This window comes from Cognatishimia activa (genome assembly GCF_017798205.1).
Taxonomy (GTDB): Bacteria; Pseudomonadota; Alphaproteobacteria; order Rhodobacterales; family Rhodobacteraceae; genus Cognatishimia; species Cognatishimia activa_A.
Window position 1 is genome coordinate 2083565 of sequence record NZ_CP060010.1, and the last position, 20224, is coordinate 2103788.

14 protein-coding genes are annotated in these 20224 nt (G+C 58.2%); 3 read left to right on the forward strand and 11 right to left on the reverse strand.

Annotated elements, in window-relative coordinates:
* Positions 1–65 precede the first annotated feature (65 nt).
* Complete coding sequence (locus HZ995_RS10220) at positions 66–2573, forward strand: GcvT family protein (RefSeq protein ID WP_209355561.1); 2508 nt, start codon at positions 66–68, stop codon at positions 2571–2573.
* Positions 2574–2660: 87 nt separating this feature from the next.
* Here HZ995_RS10220 and HZ995_RS10225 read toward each other — a convergent pair whose 3' ends face one another.
* The 4 genes from HZ995_RS10225 to HZ995_RS10240 are packed head-to-tail and all read right to left on the reverse strand — an operon-like array spanning position 2661 to position 6194.
* Positions 2661–3308, reverse strand: a complete 648-nt coding sequence (locus HZ995_RS10225) for a DUF938 domain-containing protein (protein ID WP_209355562.1) — start codon at positions 3306–3308, stop codon at positions 2661–2663.
* Positions 3308–4375: an NAD(P)/FAD-dependent oxidoreductase gene (locus HZ995_RS10230; RefSeq protein ID WP_209355563.1), complete on the reverse strand. Its 1068-nt coding sequence runs from the start codon at positions 4373–4375 to the stop codon at positions 3308–3310. The genes HZ995_RS10225 and HZ995_RS10230 overlap by 1 nt, the downstream gene beginning before the upstream one ends.
* Positions 4372–5304 carry an aldo/keto reductase gene (locus HZ995_RS10235; RefSeq protein WP_209355564.1) on the reverse strand — a complete coding sequence of 311 codons (933 nt, stop codon included), beginning with the start codon at positions 5302–5304 and terminating at the stop codon, positions 4372–4374. The genes HZ995_RS10230 and HZ995_RS10235 overlap by 4 nt, the downstream gene beginning before the upstream one ends.
* A 35-nt stretch (positions 5305–5339) precedes the next feature.
* Complete coding sequence (locus tag HZ995_RS10240; protein WP_209355565.1) at positions 5340–6194, reverse strand: LysR substrate-binding domain-containing protein; 855 nt, start codon at positions 6192–6194, stop codon at positions 5340–5342.
* Positions 6195–6282: 88 nt separating this feature from the next.
* Here HZ995_RS10240 and HZ995_RS10245 point away from each other — a divergent pair, with 88 nt between their 5' ends.
* Positions 6283–6984: an SDR family oxidoreductase gene (locus HZ995_RS10245; protein WP_209358236.1), complete on the forward strand. Its 702-nt coding sequence runs from the start codon at positions 6283–6285 to the stop codon at positions 6982–6984.
* 102 nt (positions 6985–7086) lie between these two features.
* On the opposite strand, the gene HZ995_RS10250 is transcribed toward HZ995_RS10245, so the two are convergent.
* The 7 genes from HZ995_RS10250 to xdhA are packed head-to-tail and all read right to left on the reverse strand — an operon-like array spanning position 7087 to position 16368.
* Positions 7087–8157, reverse strand: coding sequence for a BMP family ABC transporter substrate-binding protein (locus HZ995_RS10250; RefSeq protein ID WP_209355566.1), 1071 nt, complete (start codon positions 8155–8157; stop codon positions 7087–7089).
* Between the two features lie 42 nt (positions 8158–8199).
* On the reverse strand, positions 8200–9120 hold the full coding sequence (locus tag HZ995_RS10255; protein ID WP_209355567.1) for an ABC transporter permease: 921 nt from the start codon (positions 9118–9120) through the stop codon (positions 8200–8202).
* Complete coding sequence (locus HZ995_RS10260) at positions 9120–10199, reverse strand: ABC transporter permease (protein WP_209355568.1); 1080 nt, start codon at positions 10197–10199, stop codon at positions 9120–9122. Before HZ995_RS10260 ends, HZ995_RS10255 begins: the two co-directional genes overlap by 1 nt.
* Positions 10196–11731 (reverse strand): ABC transporter ATP-binding protein, encoded by a 1536-nt coding sequence (locus HZ995_RS10265; RefSeq protein WP_209355569.1) that lies wholly within the window; start codon positions 11729–11731, stop codon positions 10196–10198. Before HZ995_RS10265 ends, HZ995_RS10260 begins: the two co-directional genes overlap by 4 nt.
* Entirely contained in the window at positions 11728–12675 is a 948-nt protein-coding gene (xdhC, locus tag HZ995_RS10270) for a xanthine dehydrogenase accessory protein XdhC (protein ID WP_209355570.1), read from the reverse strand. The genes HZ995_RS10265 and xdhC overlap by 4 nt, the downstream gene beginning before the upstream one ends.
* Positions 12668–15010: a xanthine dehydrogenase molybdopterin binding subunit gene (gene xdhB / locus HZ995_RS10275; RefSeq protein ID WP_209355571.1), complete on the reverse strand. Its 2343-nt coding sequence runs from the start codon at positions 15008–15010 to the stop codon at positions 12668–12670. Before xdhB ends, xdhC begins: the two co-directional genes overlap by 8 nt.
* Positions 15007–16368, reverse strand: coding sequence for a xanthine dehydrogenase small subunit (xdhA, locus tag HZ995_RS10280; protein WP_209355572.1), 1362 nt, complete (start codon positions 16366–16368; stop codon positions 15007–15009). Before xdhA ends, xdhB begins: the two co-directional genes overlap by 4 nt.
* A 335-nt stretch (positions 16369–16703) precedes the next feature.
* Between xdhA and dnaE the strand changes: the two genes are divergently transcribed.
* Positions 16704–20222, forward strand: a complete 3519-nt coding sequence (gene dnaE, locus HZ995_RS10285; protein WP_209355573.1) for a DNA polymerase III subunit alpha — start codon at positions 16704–16706, stop codon at positions 20220–20222.
* Positions 20223–20224 lie beyond the last annotated feature (2 nt).

The following is a 20224-nucleotide window of genomic DNA, read 5'->3' on the forward strand; positions in this document are numbered from 1 at the left end:
GATTTGACGTTTTGGGGTCTTTTCGGCTGATATGCTGCCCAAGTCTTTCAGAGGAGTCGCCCGAGATGAAAACCCAAGTAAAAGCGCTTGTTGTTGGCGGTGGTGCGGTCGGTACATCGATTGCCTATCACTTGGCTAAAGCCGGCTGGGATGATGTGATGCTGATCGAGCGTGACGAGCTGACGTCCGGCTCTACCTGGCACGCGGCGGGTCTCCTGCCTCTGTTCAACATGTCCTATGCGACGACCCACATCCACAAGTACTCGGTGGATTTCTACAAAACCCTTGAGGAAGAAACCGGCCTGAACGCGGGTTTCGCTGTCGTGGGCAACCTGCGTATGGCGCAGACCCAGGAGCGGATGGATGAGTATATGCTCTATGCCTCCACCGCCGAGACCTGTGATGTGGCCTATGAATGGCTGACCCCAGAACAGATCAAAGAGCGTTGGCCGCTGATCGAAACCGGCGACCTGAAGGGCGCGATCTATCACACTGAGGACGGGTATATTAACCCAGCCGACGTGACCCAAGCGATGGCCAAAGGCGCGCGTCAACGCGGTGTCGAGATCGTGCGCAAGCTGCAGGCCGATGCGTTCCACTGGACCGGCACCCATTGGGAAGTCACCTGCACCAAGATGATCGAGAAGGGCGGTAACCTGGTCGAGAGCGACGAGCAGGTCGTGATCACTGCCGAACACGTCGTGACCGCGTCCGGCAACCACGCACAGCGTACCGCCAAGATGCTGGGCATCAAGATGCCAGCGATCCCTGTTGAGCACACTTTCATCGTCATGGACAAAGATCCAGAGCTGGTGAAATGGCGCGAAGCGGGCAATCCAGAGCACCCTGTTGTGCGCGATGCGGACAATGAATCCTATGCCCGCGAAGAACGCGGCGGCTGGATCCTTGGCATCTATGAACACGGCGCACCTGCGCGGTTTGAACATGGGGTACCGGATAGCTTCCGCGCGGATCTCTTCCCGCTGGATATCGACCGGATCGCGGATCAGTACATGGCGATGGCCGAGCGCGTTCCGTCCTGTGCTGAATCTGGTCTGAAAGACGATTTCAACGGCCCGATCTGCTATACGCCAGACGGCAACCCTCTGGTTGGCCCGGCACCTGGTCTGCGCAATATGTGGCTGGCCGAAGGCTTTAGCTTTGGCATCACCGCGGCAGGCGGTACCGGCTATTATCTGGCGCAGATGATGGTAGATGGCGAGGCCGAGATCGACATGGCGTCCTTGGATCCCAAACGCTATTCCAGCAACTGGATGACCACTGAATTCGCGGCACGTAAGAACGAAGAATGCTATGAGCACGTCTACATCCTGCACCACCCGGATGAAGAACGCGAAGCCTGCCGCCCACTGCGCACAGCGCCTGCCTATGACCGTCAAAAGGCGCGTGGAGCGCAATTTGGCTGGGTCAATGGCTGGGAGCGTCCGAACTATTTTGGTCCGCTGGATGCGCCAGAGACTTTCGACAAAGAAAGCCGCTCCTTCCGTCGCGGCGGTTGGTGGCAACACGCTGTCGATGAGGCAAAAGCCATCCGCGAAGGTGTTGGCCTGATTGACGCGACCGCCTTTACCAAACATGTCGTAAAGGGTCCCGGTGCGACCCAATTCCTGGACTGGTTCACCTGCAACAAACTGCCAAAGGTTGGCCGCATCAACCTGACCTATGCGCTGACCTCTGCGGGCACGACGCGCACCGAATACACCATCGTGCGCAACGGTGAGAACAACTACTACCTCGTTTCCGCCGGTGCCTGGACCGAATATGACGCCGACTTCCTGCGCAAGGCGGCCGAAGATAAGATGGAAGAGTTCGGCTACATCGAAATTCAGGACGTGACCACTCAATGGGGCGTCTTCGCGATTGCAGGGCCAAAATCCCGCGATGTTCTGAAAGAGGTCATCGTTGACGCAGATCCGGCGACGGCGCTGTCCAACAAACGCTTCCCATGGCTGTCAGCGCGTCAGATCGAACTGGGCATGTGTCCTGTGAATGCGATCCGCGTGGCCTATACCGGTGAACTGGGCTGGGAACTGCATCACCCGATCGAAATGCAGAACTACCTCTTTGATCTGCTCGAGAAAGCGGGCGAGAAACACGGTATGAAGCTGGTCGGTGCACGTGCGCAGAACTGGCTGCGTCAGGAGAAGTCCTATCGCGCCTTTGGCACCGAGCTGGGCCGCGATGCGACCCCTGCTGAGGCGGATCTGCCACGCTTTATCGACCTGTCCAAGGACTTCCACGGCAAGGATAAGATGATCGAAACCGGCGTGCGTGTGAAATGCTGCACGCTCTTGATTGATGGTCCAGAGGATGCGGATCCTTGGGGTCGCGAGGCGCTTTATACGCTGGAAGGTCAGCGTTTGGGTCGTTTGACCTCGGGCGGTTATTCGGTGGCCTTTGAGAAGTCCATCGGCATGGGCTATCTGCCGCCAGAGCTGGCTGTTGAGGGCACCAAGCTGCAGGTCAAAATCCAGGACAAGCTGTGGGATGCGGTTGTCACTTGCGACAGCCCTTATGATCCAAAGAACGAAACCATCCGCAAGGACGGCTAAGTGAAACGGGGCTTCGGCCCCGTTTTTCTTTGGGGCGTTGCCCCGCGCCCTGGCGGGCTCTCCCCAGGATATTTGGGGCAAGAGAAATTAGGGTTTCGCGAAGGTGAAGGCGAGATTGTTCGCGGGCATTTCGGTTTTGCGATAGAGCGTGAGGCCAGCGTCTTGGGCCGTGGCTTCTAGCCAGCCATCGTCCTTGTAGCCGATCTCTGGATCTTGAGTTCTGAGCGAGGCGTGGAAGTTGGCATCACCTTCAGAGGTAAGCACTCCGCCGCGCATGAAGGGACCATAGATCATGAACCGCCCATTGGGGCTGAGCGCTTGGGCGGCCTCTGTCAAAATTGTCTGAGCTTCCTGCGCGGAAATCAGATGCAAAAGGTTTGACAGCAGCATCAGATCATAGCGCGCTGTTGCGCCCCAACCTGAGGCGGTGGCATCAAGTTCTATTGCTGGGGCCAGATTGCTCAGAGCGGCTTGTGTGACATAGGCATCTATGCTGGCGATGCGGTCTTTGTCGATCTCGCTGGGTTGCCAGAGGATGTCGGGGTGGGCTTTGGCGTGGGCGATGACTTGTTGGCCCGTCCCGCTTGCGATTTCGAGCGCCTTACCGCGATGTGGTGCGATCTGAGCAAGCTCTGATGCGATGGCGGCGAGATTCCGCGCGGCTGAGGGGGCGAACAGTTGTGCGCCTTCAGTCGCTTCGGCAAAGCTCGCACCTTCGGGCGTCTTGCGTTTCATCAGCCAAACCGCGCGGGGGTGACGGCGGCGGTGATTTCGGCGACATCGGACGCGCGGCCCGCGATCAGATCGGCAGCATATTGCGAATAGGCAGGCGCGCTTTGGATGCCTGAACCGCCTTGGCCCGCCATCCAGAAAAAGCTGCGGTCCTCGGGCGATGGCCCGATTACCAAATTCTTGTCCGGCGCAAAGCTACGCAGTCCCGCCCAGGTGTTTTCAACACGCGTGACTTCTTCGGTCACAAAGGGCTGGTAACGCGCGATGCCTTCGGCCAGAACCATATCGTCTGCCCATGCATCATGCGGCACCTGCGGGTCTTCGTCTGCCGGAGACACCAACAGCTTACCCGCGTCAGGTTTCGCGTACCATTTCTCGTGGACATCCATCAGCATGGGCCACCCCGAGACATCATGGCCTCCGGGTGCTGGAATACGCGCCATGGAGCGGCGTTTGGGCGTTATTCCGATGGGGCTAAGACCGGCAAGTTTGGCAATGTCATCCGCCCACGCCCCAGCCGCATTGATCAGAGTTTTCGCCTCAAAATCCCCGTGTTGCGTGACGACCCGCCAGCCCGACGAAAGGCGCTCTATGGATTGCACGCGATGGTCTGTCAGGATTTGACCGCCGTGTGCTCGCGCCATTTTGGCAAAGATCTGCAACATACGGTCCGTGTCGATATCCATGGCTTCGGTGGAAAGGCCGGCAAAACCGATGTGATCGGCGTTAAGGATGGGAACAATGGCCTGAGCCTCATCCAACGTTAGACTGCTGCACCCAAATGTTGCGCAGGCTGTTGTGAACCCGTCTTGATCGTCTTTCGGCGCAAGCACCATAAATCCGCGCGGCGACAGCAAGTCGTGTTCGTCAAAGAAGGCGCGGCCCGCAAGGTTCAGAACAACGGTGGCTGGTTCTCCGTATTGCGCCTCGTAGAGGGCCGCCGAGCGTCCGGAGGCGTGATACCCGAGCGCAGGTTCGATTTCGAGCAAGACGGTGCGGCCCAAAGGGGCGATCCGCGCCGCGGTAGAGGCGCCGGCCATGCCGCCGCCGATGATCAGAAAGTCGATCATCCTGCTTCCTCAAGCCGGTCGGTTGCTGGCGCAGGGCGTTGGGAGAGCGCTTCGATTTCAGCATAGAGCTCGGGCGACATGTTTACCTCTGCGGCCGCGAGGCTGGGGCGCAACTGCGCAAGGCTTCGCGCTGACAGGATCGGATGAGGGTTCGCGGGATGCGCAGCGGCCCAGGCCACGGCCAAAGACGCGGGGCTTACATTTTTTGCATCCGCGAGCTCTGCAAGCCGCGCTGCGCAATCACGCATCCAGTCCTGCCCATAGCGCGCATTGTAGCGATCATCCTCTGAAAGTCGGCCAGTGCCGCCTCTTGCATATTTCCCGGTCAACAAGCCTCCGCCCAACGGAGAATAAGGGGCCAAAGTTATGTCCTGATCCTGCGCCATCGGAAAGATTTCGACCTCGGCCTGACGTTTTACGAGGTTGTACATAGGTTGCAGGATGTCGATGGACAGATCGACGTCTTTGGCGATCTGAACGGCTTTCATCACCTGCCAGGCTGCAAAGTTTGATAGCCCGACATAGCGGATTTTGCCCTCAGCCTTCAGCGTGGCAAAGGTGTCGAGGGTTTCCTTTAGCTCGGTGGCCGGATCGAAGCGGTGCAGATACAGGATATCGACCATATCCATGCCAAGCCGTTGGCGGCTGATGTCGAACTGGGCCAGCATGTTGTCGCGGCCGGCTCCGCCTGTGTACCCCACCTTCGTTGCGATGATCAGACTGTCGCGGTTTTTGGCAGCGAACTCTCCCAACAGCGTCTCGGACGCCCCTTCGGTATAGACATAGGCGGTGTCAAAATGGGTGATGCCTGCTTCAGTTGAGGCCTCAAACATAGCTTGGCTTTCGGACCTGTCGGCCCGATCCCCAAATTGCATTGTGCCGTAGGTGAATTTTGAAATGGCTGTGCCATCAGGCGCGGTGATGCTCATGAGTTTTCGCTTTGCGTTCTGTTAAGAGGATGCTGCTAAATTGCACTCTGCGCCGCAAGCCAATTCGCGACCTGAATGGTTTTTTCCGAGGCGCGTTCGGGCGCGTAAAGGACAAAGAACCCATGGTTTGTCTGACGCGTATCCTGCCAAATCACCTGTAGGTTTCCTGCTGCAATGGCATCCTTTGCCAATAGCTTTGGAGCTAGTGCGATGCCTTGCCCATTGACCGCTGCATCAATGGCAAGCGCGGTTTGATTAACGTTAAGTGTGGCCTTTGGTGACGGCAGGTTTAGGTCAGCACAGAGTCTCTCCCAGTGACCGTGGCTGTCTTGAATGAGGTGGTGCTGAAGCAGATCCGAGAGTGTCAGCTCGCCATCGACAAAACGCGGGCTTGCAACAGCAACATAGGAAATGTCACTCAGTTTCATCACTGAGATACCTTTGATCTGAGGCTGTGGGCCCTGTCGGATGGCAATATCCACATCCCCGCGCGTGAGGTCTGCTTTTTGTTCTGAAGCATGAATCTTGATGTCAACTTCAGGCATAATTTCAATGAGTTGAGGTAGCCGAGGCATCAGCCATTTTGAGGCGAATGAGGGTGTAACCGACATGGTGATCGCGGTTGCCTCGGTAAGTCTCTCGGTCGCTTCCATAACGATCTGCAAGGCGCGGCTGACCTCGGTGTGATACTGGCGGCCTGCGTCGGTTAGAGCGAGGCCGCGCGGCAACCGCCGAAACAGAGCTCTGCCAAGGCGTGCTTCAAGCGCACGTATCTGTTGGGCCACAGCGCCTTGGGTCAGGTGAAGCTCGTCTGCGGCGCGCCTGAAATTCAAGTGGCGGGCAGAGGCATCAAACATGCGCAGGGCATTTAGGTTCAGGTTCTTCATCATAGCCAATAGTTTTTTTACAGGATGAGGCGAGAAAGGATCATTCGTCAACATGTCCTTCTAAGGCTAGAATCTGGCCAAACCATAGGAGATTGAGATGACCAAAGTGGCAATGATCACCGCTGGTGGCAGCGGCATGGGGGCCGATGCGGCGCGGCGACTTAAGGCGGATGGGTTTGAGGTGGCGATCCTCAGTTCGTCGGGCAAGGGCGAGGCTCTGGCACAAGAGATGGGCGGTGTGGGCGTCACAGGCTCTAATCTAGAGCAAGCCGACCTACAGCTGCTGGTAGACGCGGCGATGGACAAATGGGGCCGGATCGATGTGCTGGTGAACTCTGCGGGTCATGGGCCGAAGGGCGATATCCTAGAGATCTCGGATGAGGATTGGCACAAGGGAATGGAGTACTACCTCATGAATGTGATCCGCACCGCGCGTCTGGTGGCGCCGATTATGGCCAAGCAAGGCGGCGGATCGATCATCAATATCTCGACCTTTGCGGTCTTTGAGCCGGATCCATTGTTCCCAACGTCTGGCGTATTTCGAGCTGGGCTTGCGAGCTTTACCAAGCTCTTTGCGGATAAAATGGCAGTCGACAATGTGCGTATGAACAACGTGTTGCCGGGCTTTATCGATAGCTTACCCGAGACTGAAGACCGCAAGGCGCGCATTCCGATGGGACGCTATGGACGGGCCGAGGAAGTGTCTTCGATGATCAGCTATCTGGCGGGAGAGGGCACCTATGTGACGGGGCAGAACTTCCGCATTGATGGTGGGCTGACCGCGTCGGTCTAAGTGGGGGCCAGCCCCCCATGCCCCCGGGATATTTGAGGCAAGAGAAAAAGCAAAAGGCCCGCCGGATGTGGCGGGCCTTTCTATGTTCAGCGATGCGTCCGATTAGTTCGGGATGTCGCCTACGATGCCTTCAACATAGAAGGACATGCCTGCCAGCGTGCCGTCATCTGCGGTCTCGCCTTCGGCCAGCCAAGCAGAGCCGTCCTGTTTGTTGATTGGGCCTGTGAAGGCGTGGTAGCTGCCGTCACCCAGCGCTTTGACCATCGCGAGTGCTTCGGCCTTTACGTCTGCTGGAACCACGTCAGAGATCTCACCGATTTCAACCATGCCGGTGTCGATGCCGTCCCAGGTGTTCACAGTGGACCATGTGCCGTCCATGACCGCTTGGGTACGCGCAACATAGTAAGGCGCCCAGTTATCGATGATGGAAGACACGCGAGGCATTGGGCCGTATTCGCTCATGTCGGATGCCTGACCAAAGGTGATCACGTTACCCGCTTCCTGAGCGGCCGCCTGAGGCGCGGTGGAGTCGGTGTGCTGCAGAACAACGTCCGCGCCTTGCTCGATCAGAGCTTTGGCGGCGTCGGCTTCTTTGGCTGGGTCAAACCAAGTGTAAACCCAGATGATTTTGAACTCTACGTCTGGGTTCACGCGTTTTGCGTGAATATAGGCAGAGTTGATACCACGGATAACTTCTGGGATTGGGAATGACGCGATGTAGCCAACGGTGTTGGTTTTGGTCATCTTGCCTGCGATGTGACCCTGAACCGCGCGGCCTTCGTAGAAGCGCGCGGAATAGACGGACACGTTGTCAGCAGTTTTGTAGCCGGTTGCGTGCTCGAATTTCACGTTCGGGAATTTCTTTGCAACGTTGATGGTTGGGTCCATGTAGCCGAAAGAAGTGGTGAAGATCAGGTCCGCTCCTTGCAGCGCCATTTGTGTAATCGCGCGCTCAGCGTCCGCACCTTCAGGCACGTTTTCCTGATAGAAGGTTTCGACCTTGTCGCCAAAGGCTTCTTCGACTGCAAGACGACCTTGGTCGTGCTCGTAGGTCCAGCCACCGTCGCCCACTGGGCCAACGTAGATGAAGCCGACTTTGGTGGTGTCAGCGGCAGCTGCCGACGCCAGCCCAAGGGCCACGGCCGCAGAGGCCAGAAGTTTTGTGAATTTCATGAGGTATACCCCCCTCTGTTGGTTGTGTATTGGCCTCGAGCCTTAGTTCGAGGCATGGAAGGATCGACCGAGCGAGGCAGGCGCGCTGCTCTTGTCGGCCGAGAGAATGACAAGCACCAGAATGGTGATCAGGTACGGTGACATTGCCAGATATTCTACAGGGATCGCAATGCCTGCGGCCTGTAGGTTGAGTTGTAAAACGTTAATACCGCCAAAAAGATAAGCACCCAGCAGGACGCGCCAGGGTTTCCAGCTGGCAAAGACCACGAGGGCCAGTGCGATCCAGCCGATTCCCGCCGTCATGCCTTCGGTCCATTGAGGCACGCGGATGAGGCTGATGTAAGCGCCGCCAAGCCCCGCGCAGGCTCCGCCGAACATGATCGCGAGAATGCGTACTCGGATGACGTGATAGCCAAGCGCATGGGCCGCGTCATGGTTCTCACCGACAGCGCGCAGGATCAGGCCGACGCGGGTGTATTTCAGAAGGGCCCAGACGGCGGCGGTGAGCAGGATGCCAAGGTACAGGAGCGGGTCATGGGCGAAAAAGATCGGTCCAAAGAAGGGCATGTCCGACAGCCCCGGGATGTCGAGTTTGGGCATCGATGGGGGTTTGATACCGATGTAATTCTGACCCATGAGGGCCGAGAGACCGAGACCAAAGAGTGTCAGGGCAAGGCCTGAGGCGACTTGGTTAGCTAGCGCAAATTGGGTGAGGAAGGCAAAGAGCGTGGACAACAGCGCGCCGCCCACCATCGCGGCGAGCACGCCCATAAAGGGCGAACCGGTTTCAACCGTCACGGCAAAACCGCAGATCGCGCCGACGATCATCATGCCTTCGACGCCGAGGTTCAGAACGCCGGCTTTCTCGACGACGAGTTCTCCGATCGCGGCCAGCAAGAGCGGTGTGGCGGCGACCATCAAGGACGCGATAAGAAGCGCGGGGCTGATTGCAGAAAGATCCATCAGGCGGCTCCTTTGACGGCGAATTTGATGCGGAAGTTGGTGAGCAGGTCGAGCGCAAGCAGGAAGAACAAAAGCATGCCCTGAAAGACCTGAATGGCTGCTGAGGGCAGGCCTAGGGTCAGTTGAGCAAGTTCTCCGCCAATGTAGGTCAGCGCCATCAAGAGGCCTGCAAGCAGGATGCCGATGGGGTGCAAACGGCCTAGGAAGGCGACGATGATCGCGGTGAACCCGTAGCCCACGTTAAAGTCGATGCTGATTTGACCCGAGGGGCCAGAGACCTCAAATAGGCCAGCAAGCCCAGCAAGCGCGCCCGAGGCACACATGCAGAAGATCACCAGTCGGGTAGGATTGACGCCACCAAAGCGCGCAGCCTTGGGGGCCTCACCAGTGAGTTTGATGTTGAACCCCATGATGTGGCGGCTCAGCAGCACATAGGCAAAGATCACCGCGATAAAGGCCGCCGCGATGCCCCAGTGCAGGCCAAAGCCTTCGTTTATCCAACTGGAGGCACTTGGGTAGTCATTCAGGTTGCGCGAGCCCGGAAAACCGAAACCTTCGGGGTTTTTGAGCAATCCCAAAGCCATAGAGGCCAAGAGTTGCTCGGCAACATAGACCAGCATCAAGGAAACAAGGATCTCGTTGGTGCCGAATTTCACTTTCAGCAGAGCAGGGATCAGCGCCCAAAGCATGCCACCTATCGCGCCGCAGATCACCATGATTGGAAAGATAAAGATGCTTTCGATCGGGTAGAACGCAAGGCCAGCGCCCGCGCCACAGATCGCGCCGACGATATATTGGCCTTCGGCGCCAATATTCCAAATCCCCGCGCGGAAGCCCAGCGACAGGCCAATCGCAATCAGGATCAGCGGGCCGCCTTTAACCAGAAGTTGCGGGCGGGAATAGCTGGCGAAGTCCCCGAAGAGGGGATCATAAAAAATCGTGCGAATGGCTTCGAACGGGTTCTTGCCAAGTGCGCCGAACAAAAGGCCGCCAACGATCATGGTGATGATCACCGCGAGGACAGGCGTGAACAGCGACCAGAACTGGCTCGGCTGCGGGCGTTTTTCGAGCGTGATCATGCGGAGGCCTCCTCACCCAGATGCGCGACTTCCATGCCATGCGCGCCGCCCATCATCAGGCCGATTTCGTCAATGCTGAGGCCCACCGTGGGGCGCAACTCGCTGAGGCGGCCTTCGTTCAAGGCGCCGAAGCGGTCAGAGATTTCCATCAGCTCGTCCAAATCTTGGCTGATCACGACGATGGCCGCGCCTTTGGCGGCCAGGTCCATAAGGCTTTGCCGGATCGCTGCGGCTGCGGCCGCATCCACGCCCCATGTGGGTTGGTTCACGATCAGAACTTCCGGGTCTTGCAAGATCTCGCGGCCGATGACGAATTTCTGCAGGTTACCGCCGGACAATGCGCGTGCGGCGCGGTCAGATCCCGGCGTGCGCACGTCAAATTTCGCGATGATGTCTTCGGCAAAGGCTTTTGCGCCAGCCCAATTTACAAACCCATTGCTGGTCAGATCTTTGCGGATCGCGCCGGTTAGCAATGCGTTTTCAACAAGGCTCATGGCAGGTGCGGCCGCGTGGCCCAACCGTTCCTCGGGGGCGGCCAAAGTTCCGATCTCACGCCGCTGGTTCGGCCCCAGATGGCCGACGCCATTGCCTTTGATCTTGACGGTCTCCGTCGCGCTCAGGGCCTCGCCAGAGAGCGCGGCCAGCAGTTCGTCTTGACCATTGCCCGCAACGCCGCCAAGCCCAAGGATCTCACCAGATTTCACCGAAAAGCTGATATCTTTCAACGATGTGCCAAACTCGCTCGCCGAACTCATCGACAGCGCAGACACCTCCAAAACGACCGCGCCACCATCCTTGGTCTTGCGCGTCGGCGTTTGCAACGTATCGCCGACCATCATCTCGGCCATATCCCGCGCCGAGGTCTCGGCAGGGACACATTCGCCCACGTTCTTTCCCAACCGCAGGATCGTCGCATGGTCACAAAGCGCGCGGATCTCTTCGAGCTTGTGGCTGATATAGAGGATCGAGGTGCCTTCGGATTTCAGCTTCCGCAGGGTCTCAAACAAAATTTCGACCTCTTGTGGGGTCAGCACAGAGGTCGGTTCATCCATAATCAACAATTTCGGGTCTTGCAGCAGGCAGCGAATGATCTCGACCCGCTGCCGCTCGCCTGCCGACAGATCACCGACGGTGCGATAGGGATCAAGTGGCAACCCGTAGGTTTCAGAAACCTCTTTGATCCGTCCGGCCAGATCACGCATGGGCGGAGGGTTCTCCATGCCCAAAGCGACGTTTTCGGCAACATTCAGCGCTTCAAACAGCGAGAAATGCTGGAATACCATCGCGACGCCTGTGGCCCGTGCAACCCGAGGCTCGGCTGGAGCGAAATCCTCGCCGCGCCAGTTCATGGTGCCACTGTCTGGCTTCACCAAACCGTAGATCATCTTCACCAGCGTGGATTTCCCCGCGCCGTTTTCGCCGAGCAATGCGTGAACTTCGCCCTCTTTGATGTCAAAGGACACAGAGTCATTGGCGATCACGCCGGGATAGGCTTTGGTCAGCCCTTCTATGGACAGCAGAGTCCCTGTCATGCGGTCTGGTCCTTTCGGGCCTTATTGTTTTTCAGATCATGCAATAGCGCCCCAGCGACGCCGATGGCAATTGCTTGTGGTTGTTTTCCCAACGACGGATCGCCAATCGGGCAAGTGATGCGGGAAATTTGGTCAGGGGCGTGGCCCAGATCCTGCAGGCGGTTCTTGAAACGCACCCATTTGGTTTTGGATCCGATCAGTCCTGAGAAGGCAAAGCTGTGGGACAGCAGCTGGTGACACAGCTCCAGATCCAGAGCGTGCGAATAGGTCAGGATCAGATGCTGGGCGTCGCTTGGCGCATAGGGCACCAAGTTCGCTGGGTTTTCCGCTGTGAGTTTGGTGACCCCTTCTGGGATCACGTCGGGAAAGCGCGCCTCAGAGGTGTCGATCCATGTGATGTCAAATTCCGTCAGCCCCGCAAGCGTCTGAACCATCGCGCGCCCGACATGACCTGCGCCCCAAATCCAAAGAGGCACCGCGCGCGCGCGAAACGGTTCTATGAACCAGCCGTCTTGGAGGTTTGGTGTGACCGCAAGGCCCTGATTGCGCGCAAGGGTCTCCGCCCGCTTCAGGCTCAATGGCATGGCGCTGCCACCGGCGACCTGCCGTGCAAAGCTCTGTTTCTCGTCAAGGTGATCAATATCGCCAGCCGTGAAAACTTCGCTCAGAAGGCTCACCGACCCGCCGCAACATTGTCCCAGAGCAGGGCCTAGAGGGTGGCGCGATAATCTAGTTTTTTTCCCGCTGCCCAACATCGTGCGCGCGGATTTCGTGGCTTCGAACTCCAAGGTGCCGCCGCCAATTGTGCCGGACTGTCCCGTTTCCCAAACCAACATAGAGGCACCGACCTCGCGCGGCACCCGACCCGCGATCTCCGCCACGACAACCCGCGTGACAGGACCATGCGCCGCGATGGCCTCTTTCAGCTGCGCCAAATCAAACATCGCGCACCTTTTTGGCCGCCATATAGACACGTTCCGCCGTCGCCGGGGCGTCCAGATCCGGATAGTTTGAACCACAGGCACAAACTGCGTCTGACAAGGCCATCAATGCGGAAATTCCCAACATGAACGGAGGCTCACCCACCGCCTTGGACCGATAGATCGTGTCCTCAGCGTTCTCGTTTTCATAAAGCGCCACGTTGAACACATCAGGCCGGTCCGAGCAGGCCGGGATCTTATAGGTGCTCGGCGCATGGGTGCGCAGATTGCCGTTGTCGTCCCACACGAGCTCTTCGGTCGTCAGCCAGCCCGCGCCTTGCACATAAGCGCCTTCCACTTGGCCGATGTCCAAAGCGGGGTTCAACGAGCTGCCGGCGTCATGCAAGAGATCAGCGCGCAAAATGCGGTTTTCTCCGGTCAATGTGTCGAGGACAACTTCTGTGACGGCAGCTCCGTAGGCGAAGTAATAAAACGGTCGGCCCTGGCCTTTGATGCGGTCCCAAGCCAGATCCGGTGTCTTGTAGAAACCCGTCGCAGACAGACTCACGCGCGCCTCATAACAGGCCTTCGCAGCCTCAGCGAAACTCATACGATTGCCCGCGACGTCCACATGCCCACCGGCAAACCGCACATCCGCCAAAGCACATTGATGCTGCTCTGCCAGATGCTGCGCCATACGGCCCTGTATAGTGTCGCAGGCGATCTTAACGGCCATGCCATTGAGGTCACTTCCCGAGCTAGCCGCCGTCGCCGAGGTATTCGGCACCTTACCCGTATCCGTCGCCGTGATCTTCACAAAATCCAACGGAACACCAAACCGAGACGCCGCCACCTGCGCCACCTTCTGGTTCAGGCCTTGACCCATCTCAGTGCCGCCGTGGTTCATCTGGATGGAGCCATCCTGATAGACATGAACCAAAGCACCAGCCTGATTCAGATGCGTCAGAGTAAAAGAAATCCCGAATTTCACAGGCGTCAGCGCGAGCCCCTTTTTCAGGATCGGGCTGGCTTCATTCCACTTCCGCACAGCAGCGCGTCGCGCTTGGTAATCCGAGCTCTCTTCAAGTTGCGCGACCAAATCATGCAGCACGAAATCCGTCACCTCTTGCCCATAGGGCGTCGTATTTCTCTTGCCAGAAATGTCCTCGGGGGGAGGGGCGACAGCGTCGCTCCGGGGGGCAGACAGCCCCCCTTTGGCGTCGTCATAAAAATTCACGCGCCGGACCTCTAAAGGATCTTTGCCCAGCTCATGCGCCACATGATCCATCACGCGCTCAATCCCCAGCATACCCTGAGGCCCGCCGAACCCGCGATAGGCCGTAGCCGATTGCATATTGGTCTTTAGTCGATGGCTCTCTATGCGAATATTGTCGAGTTGATAGGCATTATCGGAATGCAGCATGGCGCGGTCGGCAACCGGCAGGGACAGATCCTGTGCCCAGCCGCAACGGGCATAGTGGCGGAAGTCGATGCCCAGAACGCGGCCCGACTCGTCAAAACCGACGTCATAGTCAATGCGGAAATCATGCCGCTTGCCGGTGATCACCATGTCATCGTCGCGATCATAGCGCATTTTGCAAGCACGGCCGGTCTTTTGCGCGGCAATCGCGCAGGCCACGGCCAGCGCATTGCCTTGGCTTTCCTTGCCACCAAAGCCACCACCCATCCGGCGTGTCTCGACGCGAACGGCATTCATGGGCACCCCAATCGCATGGGCCACCTTATGTTGGATCTCGGTCGGATGCTGGGTCGAGGAATTGACCACCATATCGCCATTGTCTTGCGGCTGGGCGAGGGCGGCTTGGCCTTCGAGATAGAAATGCTCTTGCCCGCCCATGGTGATGCTGCCCGACAGAGACTTTGGCGCATCCTTCAGAGCCTGCGCGGCGTCACCAGCTGACCAGATCCGCGGGCCGTCCTCAAACCGGCTATCAGCGGCTAAGGCATCCTCAATGGTCAGGATCGGTGTTTCTTGGGTGAAAGAGATCTCGCCCAGCCGAGCAGCCTTGCGCGCGTTTAGGTGACTATCGGCGACAACAAGGAAGATCGGTTGGCCAAGATAATGGATAGCGCCATCGCTCAGAAGGGGTTCATCGTGGATCGACGGGCTCACGTCATTTTCAAATGGCAGGTCTTCGGCTGTCAGAACGGCAACCACGCCCGAAGCCGCGCGGACCTTAGACAAGTCCATCGCGGCAATCTGGCCGCGGGCAATCGAAGATATTCCGAACGCCAGATGCAACGTGCCGCGCGGGGTTGGAATATCATCCACATAGCGCGCCTGTCCGGTCACATGCAGGGCAGCGCTGTCGTGGGGGCGAGAGGTGGCGACACTCATGGCGTAGCCTCCAGAACAGAAGCCGCGACACCTTGGTCTTCAAGCAAATAGCGGCGCAGCAAATTGCGCGCTGTTTCAAGGCGATAGCTGGCCGAGGCTCGCATGTCGCTCATCGGTGTATAATCCTCAGAGAATGCCGCAAGCGCTGGCGCGATACCCTCTTCGCTCCATTCGGCACCCATGAGGGCCGCCTCCACCGTTGTCGCGCGTTTTGGTGTGGCAGCCATGCCTCCAAAAGCGATCCGAGCAGAGGTCACGACGTCCTCAGACACGCTGATATTGAACGCGCCCAAGACCGCGGAAATATCCTGATCAAAGCGTTTGGAGAGCTTGTAGACCTTCAACCGATCCTCTTGCCGCGGGATCGTGATCTTTTCCACAAACTCACCCGGCGCACGATCCTGTTTGCCGTAGGCGATGAAGAAATCCTCAATCGGCATCGACCGACGAGCATCCCCTTTGCGCAGGTGCAGCGTCGCCCCCAATGCGATCAACGCGGGCGGGTTGTCCCCTATCGGAGATCCATTGGCCACATTGCCCCCAAGCGTTGCGGCATTGCGGATCTGCGTGCTCGCGTAACGGCGCAGCATTTCGCCATAAGACGGGTGATGCGGCTCAATCGCAGCCCGCATCGCGTTCATATCGACCATCGCGCCAAAAGAAAGTTCCGTGTCAGAGACGCTGATATCTTTCAAATCCGCACAGCGGCCAAGAAAGATCACCGGATCCAGCTCGCGAAGCTGTTTTGTCACCCAAAGCCCCACATCTGTTGCGCCTGCGACCAGAGTGGCGTCGGGATGGGTGGCATAGATCTTGGCCAGCTCATCGCTGCTTGTAGGTTGGAACTTGAAACTGGACTCCACCGCAGGCAAGTCATCCTTGACCCAGGTCGGCACGGGTTTGTCCTGCGCCGCCTCCGCCGCGCGAATGATCGGCGCATAGCCGGTGCAGCGACAGAGGTTGCCCGCCAGTTGATCATCATGGTCCGTCGCGCCATTGCTGTGGGCTGCGACCATCGACGCAATGAAGCCCGGCGTACAAAACCCGCATTGGCTGCCGTGATGCTCGATCATCGCTTCTTGAACCGGATGCAATTCGCCGCCGGGTCCTGAAACGCCTTCAACCGTGCGCACCGTTTTGCCCTGAAGCTGCGGCATAAACAGAATGCAGGCGTTCAGCGCCTTGGTGCCGCCCTCGTCCTGCACAACGACCGAACAGGCTCCGCAGTCGCCTTCATTGCAGCCCTCTTTGGTGCCGCTCAATCCACGTGTTTCCCGAAGCCAGTCCAGCAACGTCTGCGTTGACTGGACATTGCGCACATGCGTGGTCTCTCCGTTCAGAAGAAACGTGACGTCCATGTGATAGAACCCGTCGCCTTACCGATGTCATGCCTTGGTGCGGAACTTCGATGCGACGTAGAAGATCCGCGGCCCCCTGGGTGTAACTATATCAGGATAGAAACAGCGGGCCTGTCGTGGCAAGACAAAAGAGCCTGTTTTCCAAGCGTTTGCACAAATGGTACGCGGGGTGGGCCGTGGGCGACCACACCTTAATCCCTTGAGACTCAAGATAATCGACGAGATTGTGCGAAAATCCAAGAAAGTCCTTCGGCCTGGACCGCGCCGAAATTTTAGGCACATCACAAGGGATTCACCCGTTTCCCCGCGCGGCCCAGTGGGCTAGCTTTGCCCCCATGAGCAGCCAACCCCGATTCATCCACCTCCGCGTCCATACCGAATATTCCCTGCTTGAAGGCGCGATGCGCGTCAAAAAACTGCCGGGACTCTGCGCGGACATGGATATGCCCGCCGTCGCGATCACCGACACCAATAATATGTTCGCCGCTCTGGAGTTTTCCGTTGGTGCGCAAGGGGCAGGGGTGCAGCCGATTGTCGGCTGTCAGGTCGATCTGCAAATGCCCTATGACGATCCTTCAGGCCGCACGCAGAAACCCGCACCCGCGCCTTTGGTTCTGCTGAGCCAACGCGAAGAGGGCTATGAGAACCTCATGAAGCTCTCCTCTTGTCTTTACGTCGACAAAGGCGGGCAGCTACCGCAAGTCACGATGGAGGAACTCGAGGCACAATCAGGTGGTCTCATCTGTCTGACCGGAGGCCCCGACGGCCCTATCGGGCGTCTGCTCCAGCAGGGCCAACGCCCCGCCGCCGAAGCGATGATGGAGCGTCTGCATCAGATCTTTGGCGACCGCCTCTATGTGGAACTGCAACGCCACCCCGGAGAAGACGGCGCGCCGCAGGCCGAGCGACTTACAGAGCGTGGCTTTGTCGAAATGGCCTATGCGCGTAATATTCCTTTGGTCGCCACCAATGACGTCTATTTCCCAAAAACCGAGATGTATGAGGCTCATGACGCCCTGATCTGCATCGCCGAGGGGGCCTATGTGGATCAGGCCGATGGCCGCCGTCGCCTGACCAACCAGCATTACTTCAAGTCGCAGCAAGAGATGATCACGCTCTTTGCCGACCTGCCCGAAGCGATTGAGAACACGGTCGAAATCGCCAAACGCTGCGCCTTTGCCACCTATCGCCGCGATCCGATCCTACCGAAATTTGCCGATGACGAAGTCGCCGAACTGCGCCGTATCGCCAACGAAGGCCTGCAGAAACGCCTCGCCGTTATCCCCCACGCGGTGACGCCCGAAGAATACCAAGAACGGCTCGATTTCGAACTGGGGATCATCGAGGGCATGGGCTTTCCTGGCTACTTCCTGATCGTTGCGGACTTTATCCAATGGGGCAAAGATCAAGGCATTCCGGTGGGGCCGGGCCGGGGCTCTGGTGCGGGGTCTCTGGTGGCCTATGCGCTGACGATCACCGACCTTGACCCGCTGCGCTATAGCCTGTTGTTTGAACGGTTCCTCAACCCCGAGCGGGTCTCAATGCCTGACTTTGACATCGACTTCTGTATGGATCGCCGCGAAGAAGTCATCCGCTATGTGCAGGAGAAATATGGCCGCGATAAGGTCGGGCAGATTATCACATTCGGTGCGCTTTTGTCTAAAGCCGCTGTACGCGACATCGGCCGTGTTCTGCAAATGCCATACGGTCAGGTGGATCGCCTGTCCAAAATGATCCCTGTCGAGGGCGTCAAACCTGTCTCCATCGAAAAAGCCCTTAAAGACGAGCCGCGTCTACGCGACGAAGCCAAATCCGAAGAGGTCGTCGACCGCCTATTAAAATACGGCATGCAGGTCGAAGGCCTGTTGCGGAACGCCTCAACCCACGCCGCCGGCGTGGTCATCGGGGACCGCCCTCTGGACGCTCTGGTGCCGCTCTACCAAGACCCGCGTTCGGATATGCCTGCGACGCAATTCAATATGAAATGGGTCGAACAAGCGGGGCTGGTGAAATTCGACTTTTTGGGTCTGAAAACTCTGACCGTGGTCGAGAACGCCGTCAAACTGATCAAGAAATCCGGCCGCGACATCCATGTGACCGCCGAGGGCGTGCAGCTCTACGACCCGCCAGAAGGCGCGGTCAACGAGATCAACGCCATCCCGCTGGATGACGAGGCCACCTACAAACTCTACGCCGCCGCGAAAACCGTCGCCGTGTTCCAGGTGGAATCCACCGGCATGATGGACGCGCTCAAGCGCATGAAGCCCACCTGTATCGAGGATATCGTCGCGCTCGTGGCCTTGTACCGTCCCGGCCCGATGGAGAACATCCCGACCTATTGTGAAGTCAAAAACGGGCTGCGTGAAATCGAATCCGTACACCCCCTGATCGACCATATTCTTGAGGAAACTCAAGGTATTATCGTCTATCAGGAGCAGGTGATGCAGATCGCTCAGGTCATGGCGGGCTACAGCCTTGGCGGCGCAGACCTTCTGCGCCGCGCGATGGGTAAAAAAATCAAAGAAGCGATGGACGCGGAACGTCCGAAATTCGAAGCAGGGGCCGCTGAAAACGGCGTCGATAAAAAGAAAGCCTCCGAGGTCTTCGACCTCTTGGAAAAGTTCGCCAACTACGGCTTCAACAAATCCCACGCGGCAGCCTATGCGGTGGTGAGCTACTACACCGCCTGGCTCAAAGCTAACCATCCGGTCGAGTTCATGGGCGGCGTGATGAACTGCGATATCCACCTCACAGACAAGCTCGCGGTCTATTTCGAAGAGGTCAAAAAGGCGCTGGGCCTGCCATGGGTGCCACCTTGCGTGAACCGGTCCGAGGCGATGTTTACGGTGGTTGACGGCGCGCTGGTCTATGCGCTGGGCGCGCTGAAAAACGTGGGCGTGGAGGCAATGACCTTGGTGACAGAAGGGCGCAAAGTTGATGGCGTCGACAAACCCTTCGCCACGCTCTTTGACTTCGCCCGCCGCGTCGATCTGAAACGCGTCGGCAAACGCCCGCTGGAAATGCTCGCGCGCTCTGGCGCCTTTGACCAACTCGACCGCAACCGCCGCAAAGTCTTCGAAAGCCTTGAGCAACTCGTGAACTACTCCGCTGCGATCCACGAACAAAAGGCGTCCAACCAAGTCAGCCTTTTCGGAGAAGCAGGTGATGACCTGCCCGAACCGCGCCTGAGCAAAGTCGCCGATTGGCTGCCCGCCGAGAAACTGGATGAGGAAGCCAAAGCCATCGGCTTCTTCCTCTCAGGCCACCCGCTTGAGGACTACATGGGCGCGCTCAAGCGCAAACAGATCCTGACGCTGGACGAGCTGACCGAAAAGGCGCGCGGCGGGCCGTGTGTTGCGAAGATCGCAGGCCGCGTGTCTGGCCGCCAGGAACGCAAATCCGCCCGCGGCAACCGTTTTGCCTTTGCCCAGCTCTCCGACCCAACCGGCGCGTATGAAATCACCATCTTCAGCGAAACGCTGGAAAAGTCGCGCGAATATCTCGATGTCGGTTCCAAAGTCGTCGTCACGGCGGAAGCCACAATGGAGGCCGACCAGCTCAAGCTCCTCGCCAAATCCATCGGCCCGATCGACACGGTTGTCGCGGATGCAGGGTCGTCAGGGCTCAAGATCTATGTCGAAGGCGTCGAAGCGGTTGGCACCGTCGCAAGCATTCTGGAACGCGAACGTCAGGCGGCCAAATCCGGCCCCAAAGGCCCGGTCGTCTTCACAATGATGAGCGGAGACCTCCCTGGCGAAGTCGAGATCGACACGGGCAATGAATACCCCGTGAACCCGCAACTGCGCGGCGCGATCAAACATATTGATGGGGTGATGGCTGTAGAGGATTACTAAAG

Coding starts and splice junctions, on each gene's coding strand:
- HZ995_RS10220 (WP_209355561.1), top strand. CDS start 66: ATGAAAACCCAAGTAAAAGCGCTTGTTGTTGGCGGTGGTGCGGTCGGT.
- HZ995_RS10225 (WP_209355562.1), bottom strand. CDS start 3,308: ATGAAACGCAAGACGCCCGAAGGTGCGAGCTTTGCCGAAGCGACTGAA.
- HZ995_RS10230 (WP_209355563.1), bottom strand. CDS start 4,375: ATGATCGACTTTCTGATCATCGGCGGCGGCATGGCCGGCGCCTCTACC.
- HZ995_RS10235 (WP_209355564.1), bottom strand. CDS start 5,304: ATGAGCATCACCGCGCCTGATGGCACAGCCATTTCAAAATTCACCTAC.
- HZ995_RS10240 (WP_209355565.1), bottom strand. CDS start 6,194: ATGATGAAGAACCTGAACCTAAATGCCCTGCGCATGTTTGATGCCTCT.
- HZ995_RS10250 (WP_209355566.1), bottom strand. CDS start 8,157: ATGAAATTCACAAAACTTCTGGCCTCTGCGGCCGTGGCCCTTGGGCTG.
- HZ995_RS10255 (WP_209355567.1), bottom strand. CDS start 9,120: ATGGATCTTTCTGCAATCAGCCCCGCGCTTCTTATCGCGTCCTTGATG.
- HZ995_RS10260 (WP_209355568.1), bottom strand. CDS start 10,199: ATGATCACGCTCGAAAAACGCCCGCAGCCGAGCCAGTTCTGGTCGCTG.
- HZ995_RS10265 (WP_209355569.1), bottom strand. CDS start 11,731: ATGACAGGGACTCTGCTGTCCATAGAAGGGCTGACCAAAGCCTATCCC.
- xdhC (WP_209355570.1), bottom strand. CDS start 12,675: ATGTTTGATTTGGCGCAGCTGAAAGAGGCCATCGCGGCGCATGGTCCT.
- xdhB (WP_209355571.1), bottom strand. CDS start 15,010: ATGAGTGTCGCCACCTCTCGCCCCCACGACAGCGCTGCCCTGCATGTG.
- xdhA (WP_209355572.1), bottom strand. CDS start 16,368: ATGGACGTCACGTTTCTTCTGAACGGAGAGACCACGCATGTGCGCAAT.
- dnaE (WP_209355573.1), top strand. CDS start 16,704: ATGAGCAGCCAACCCCGATTCATCCACCTCCGCGTCCATACCGAATAT.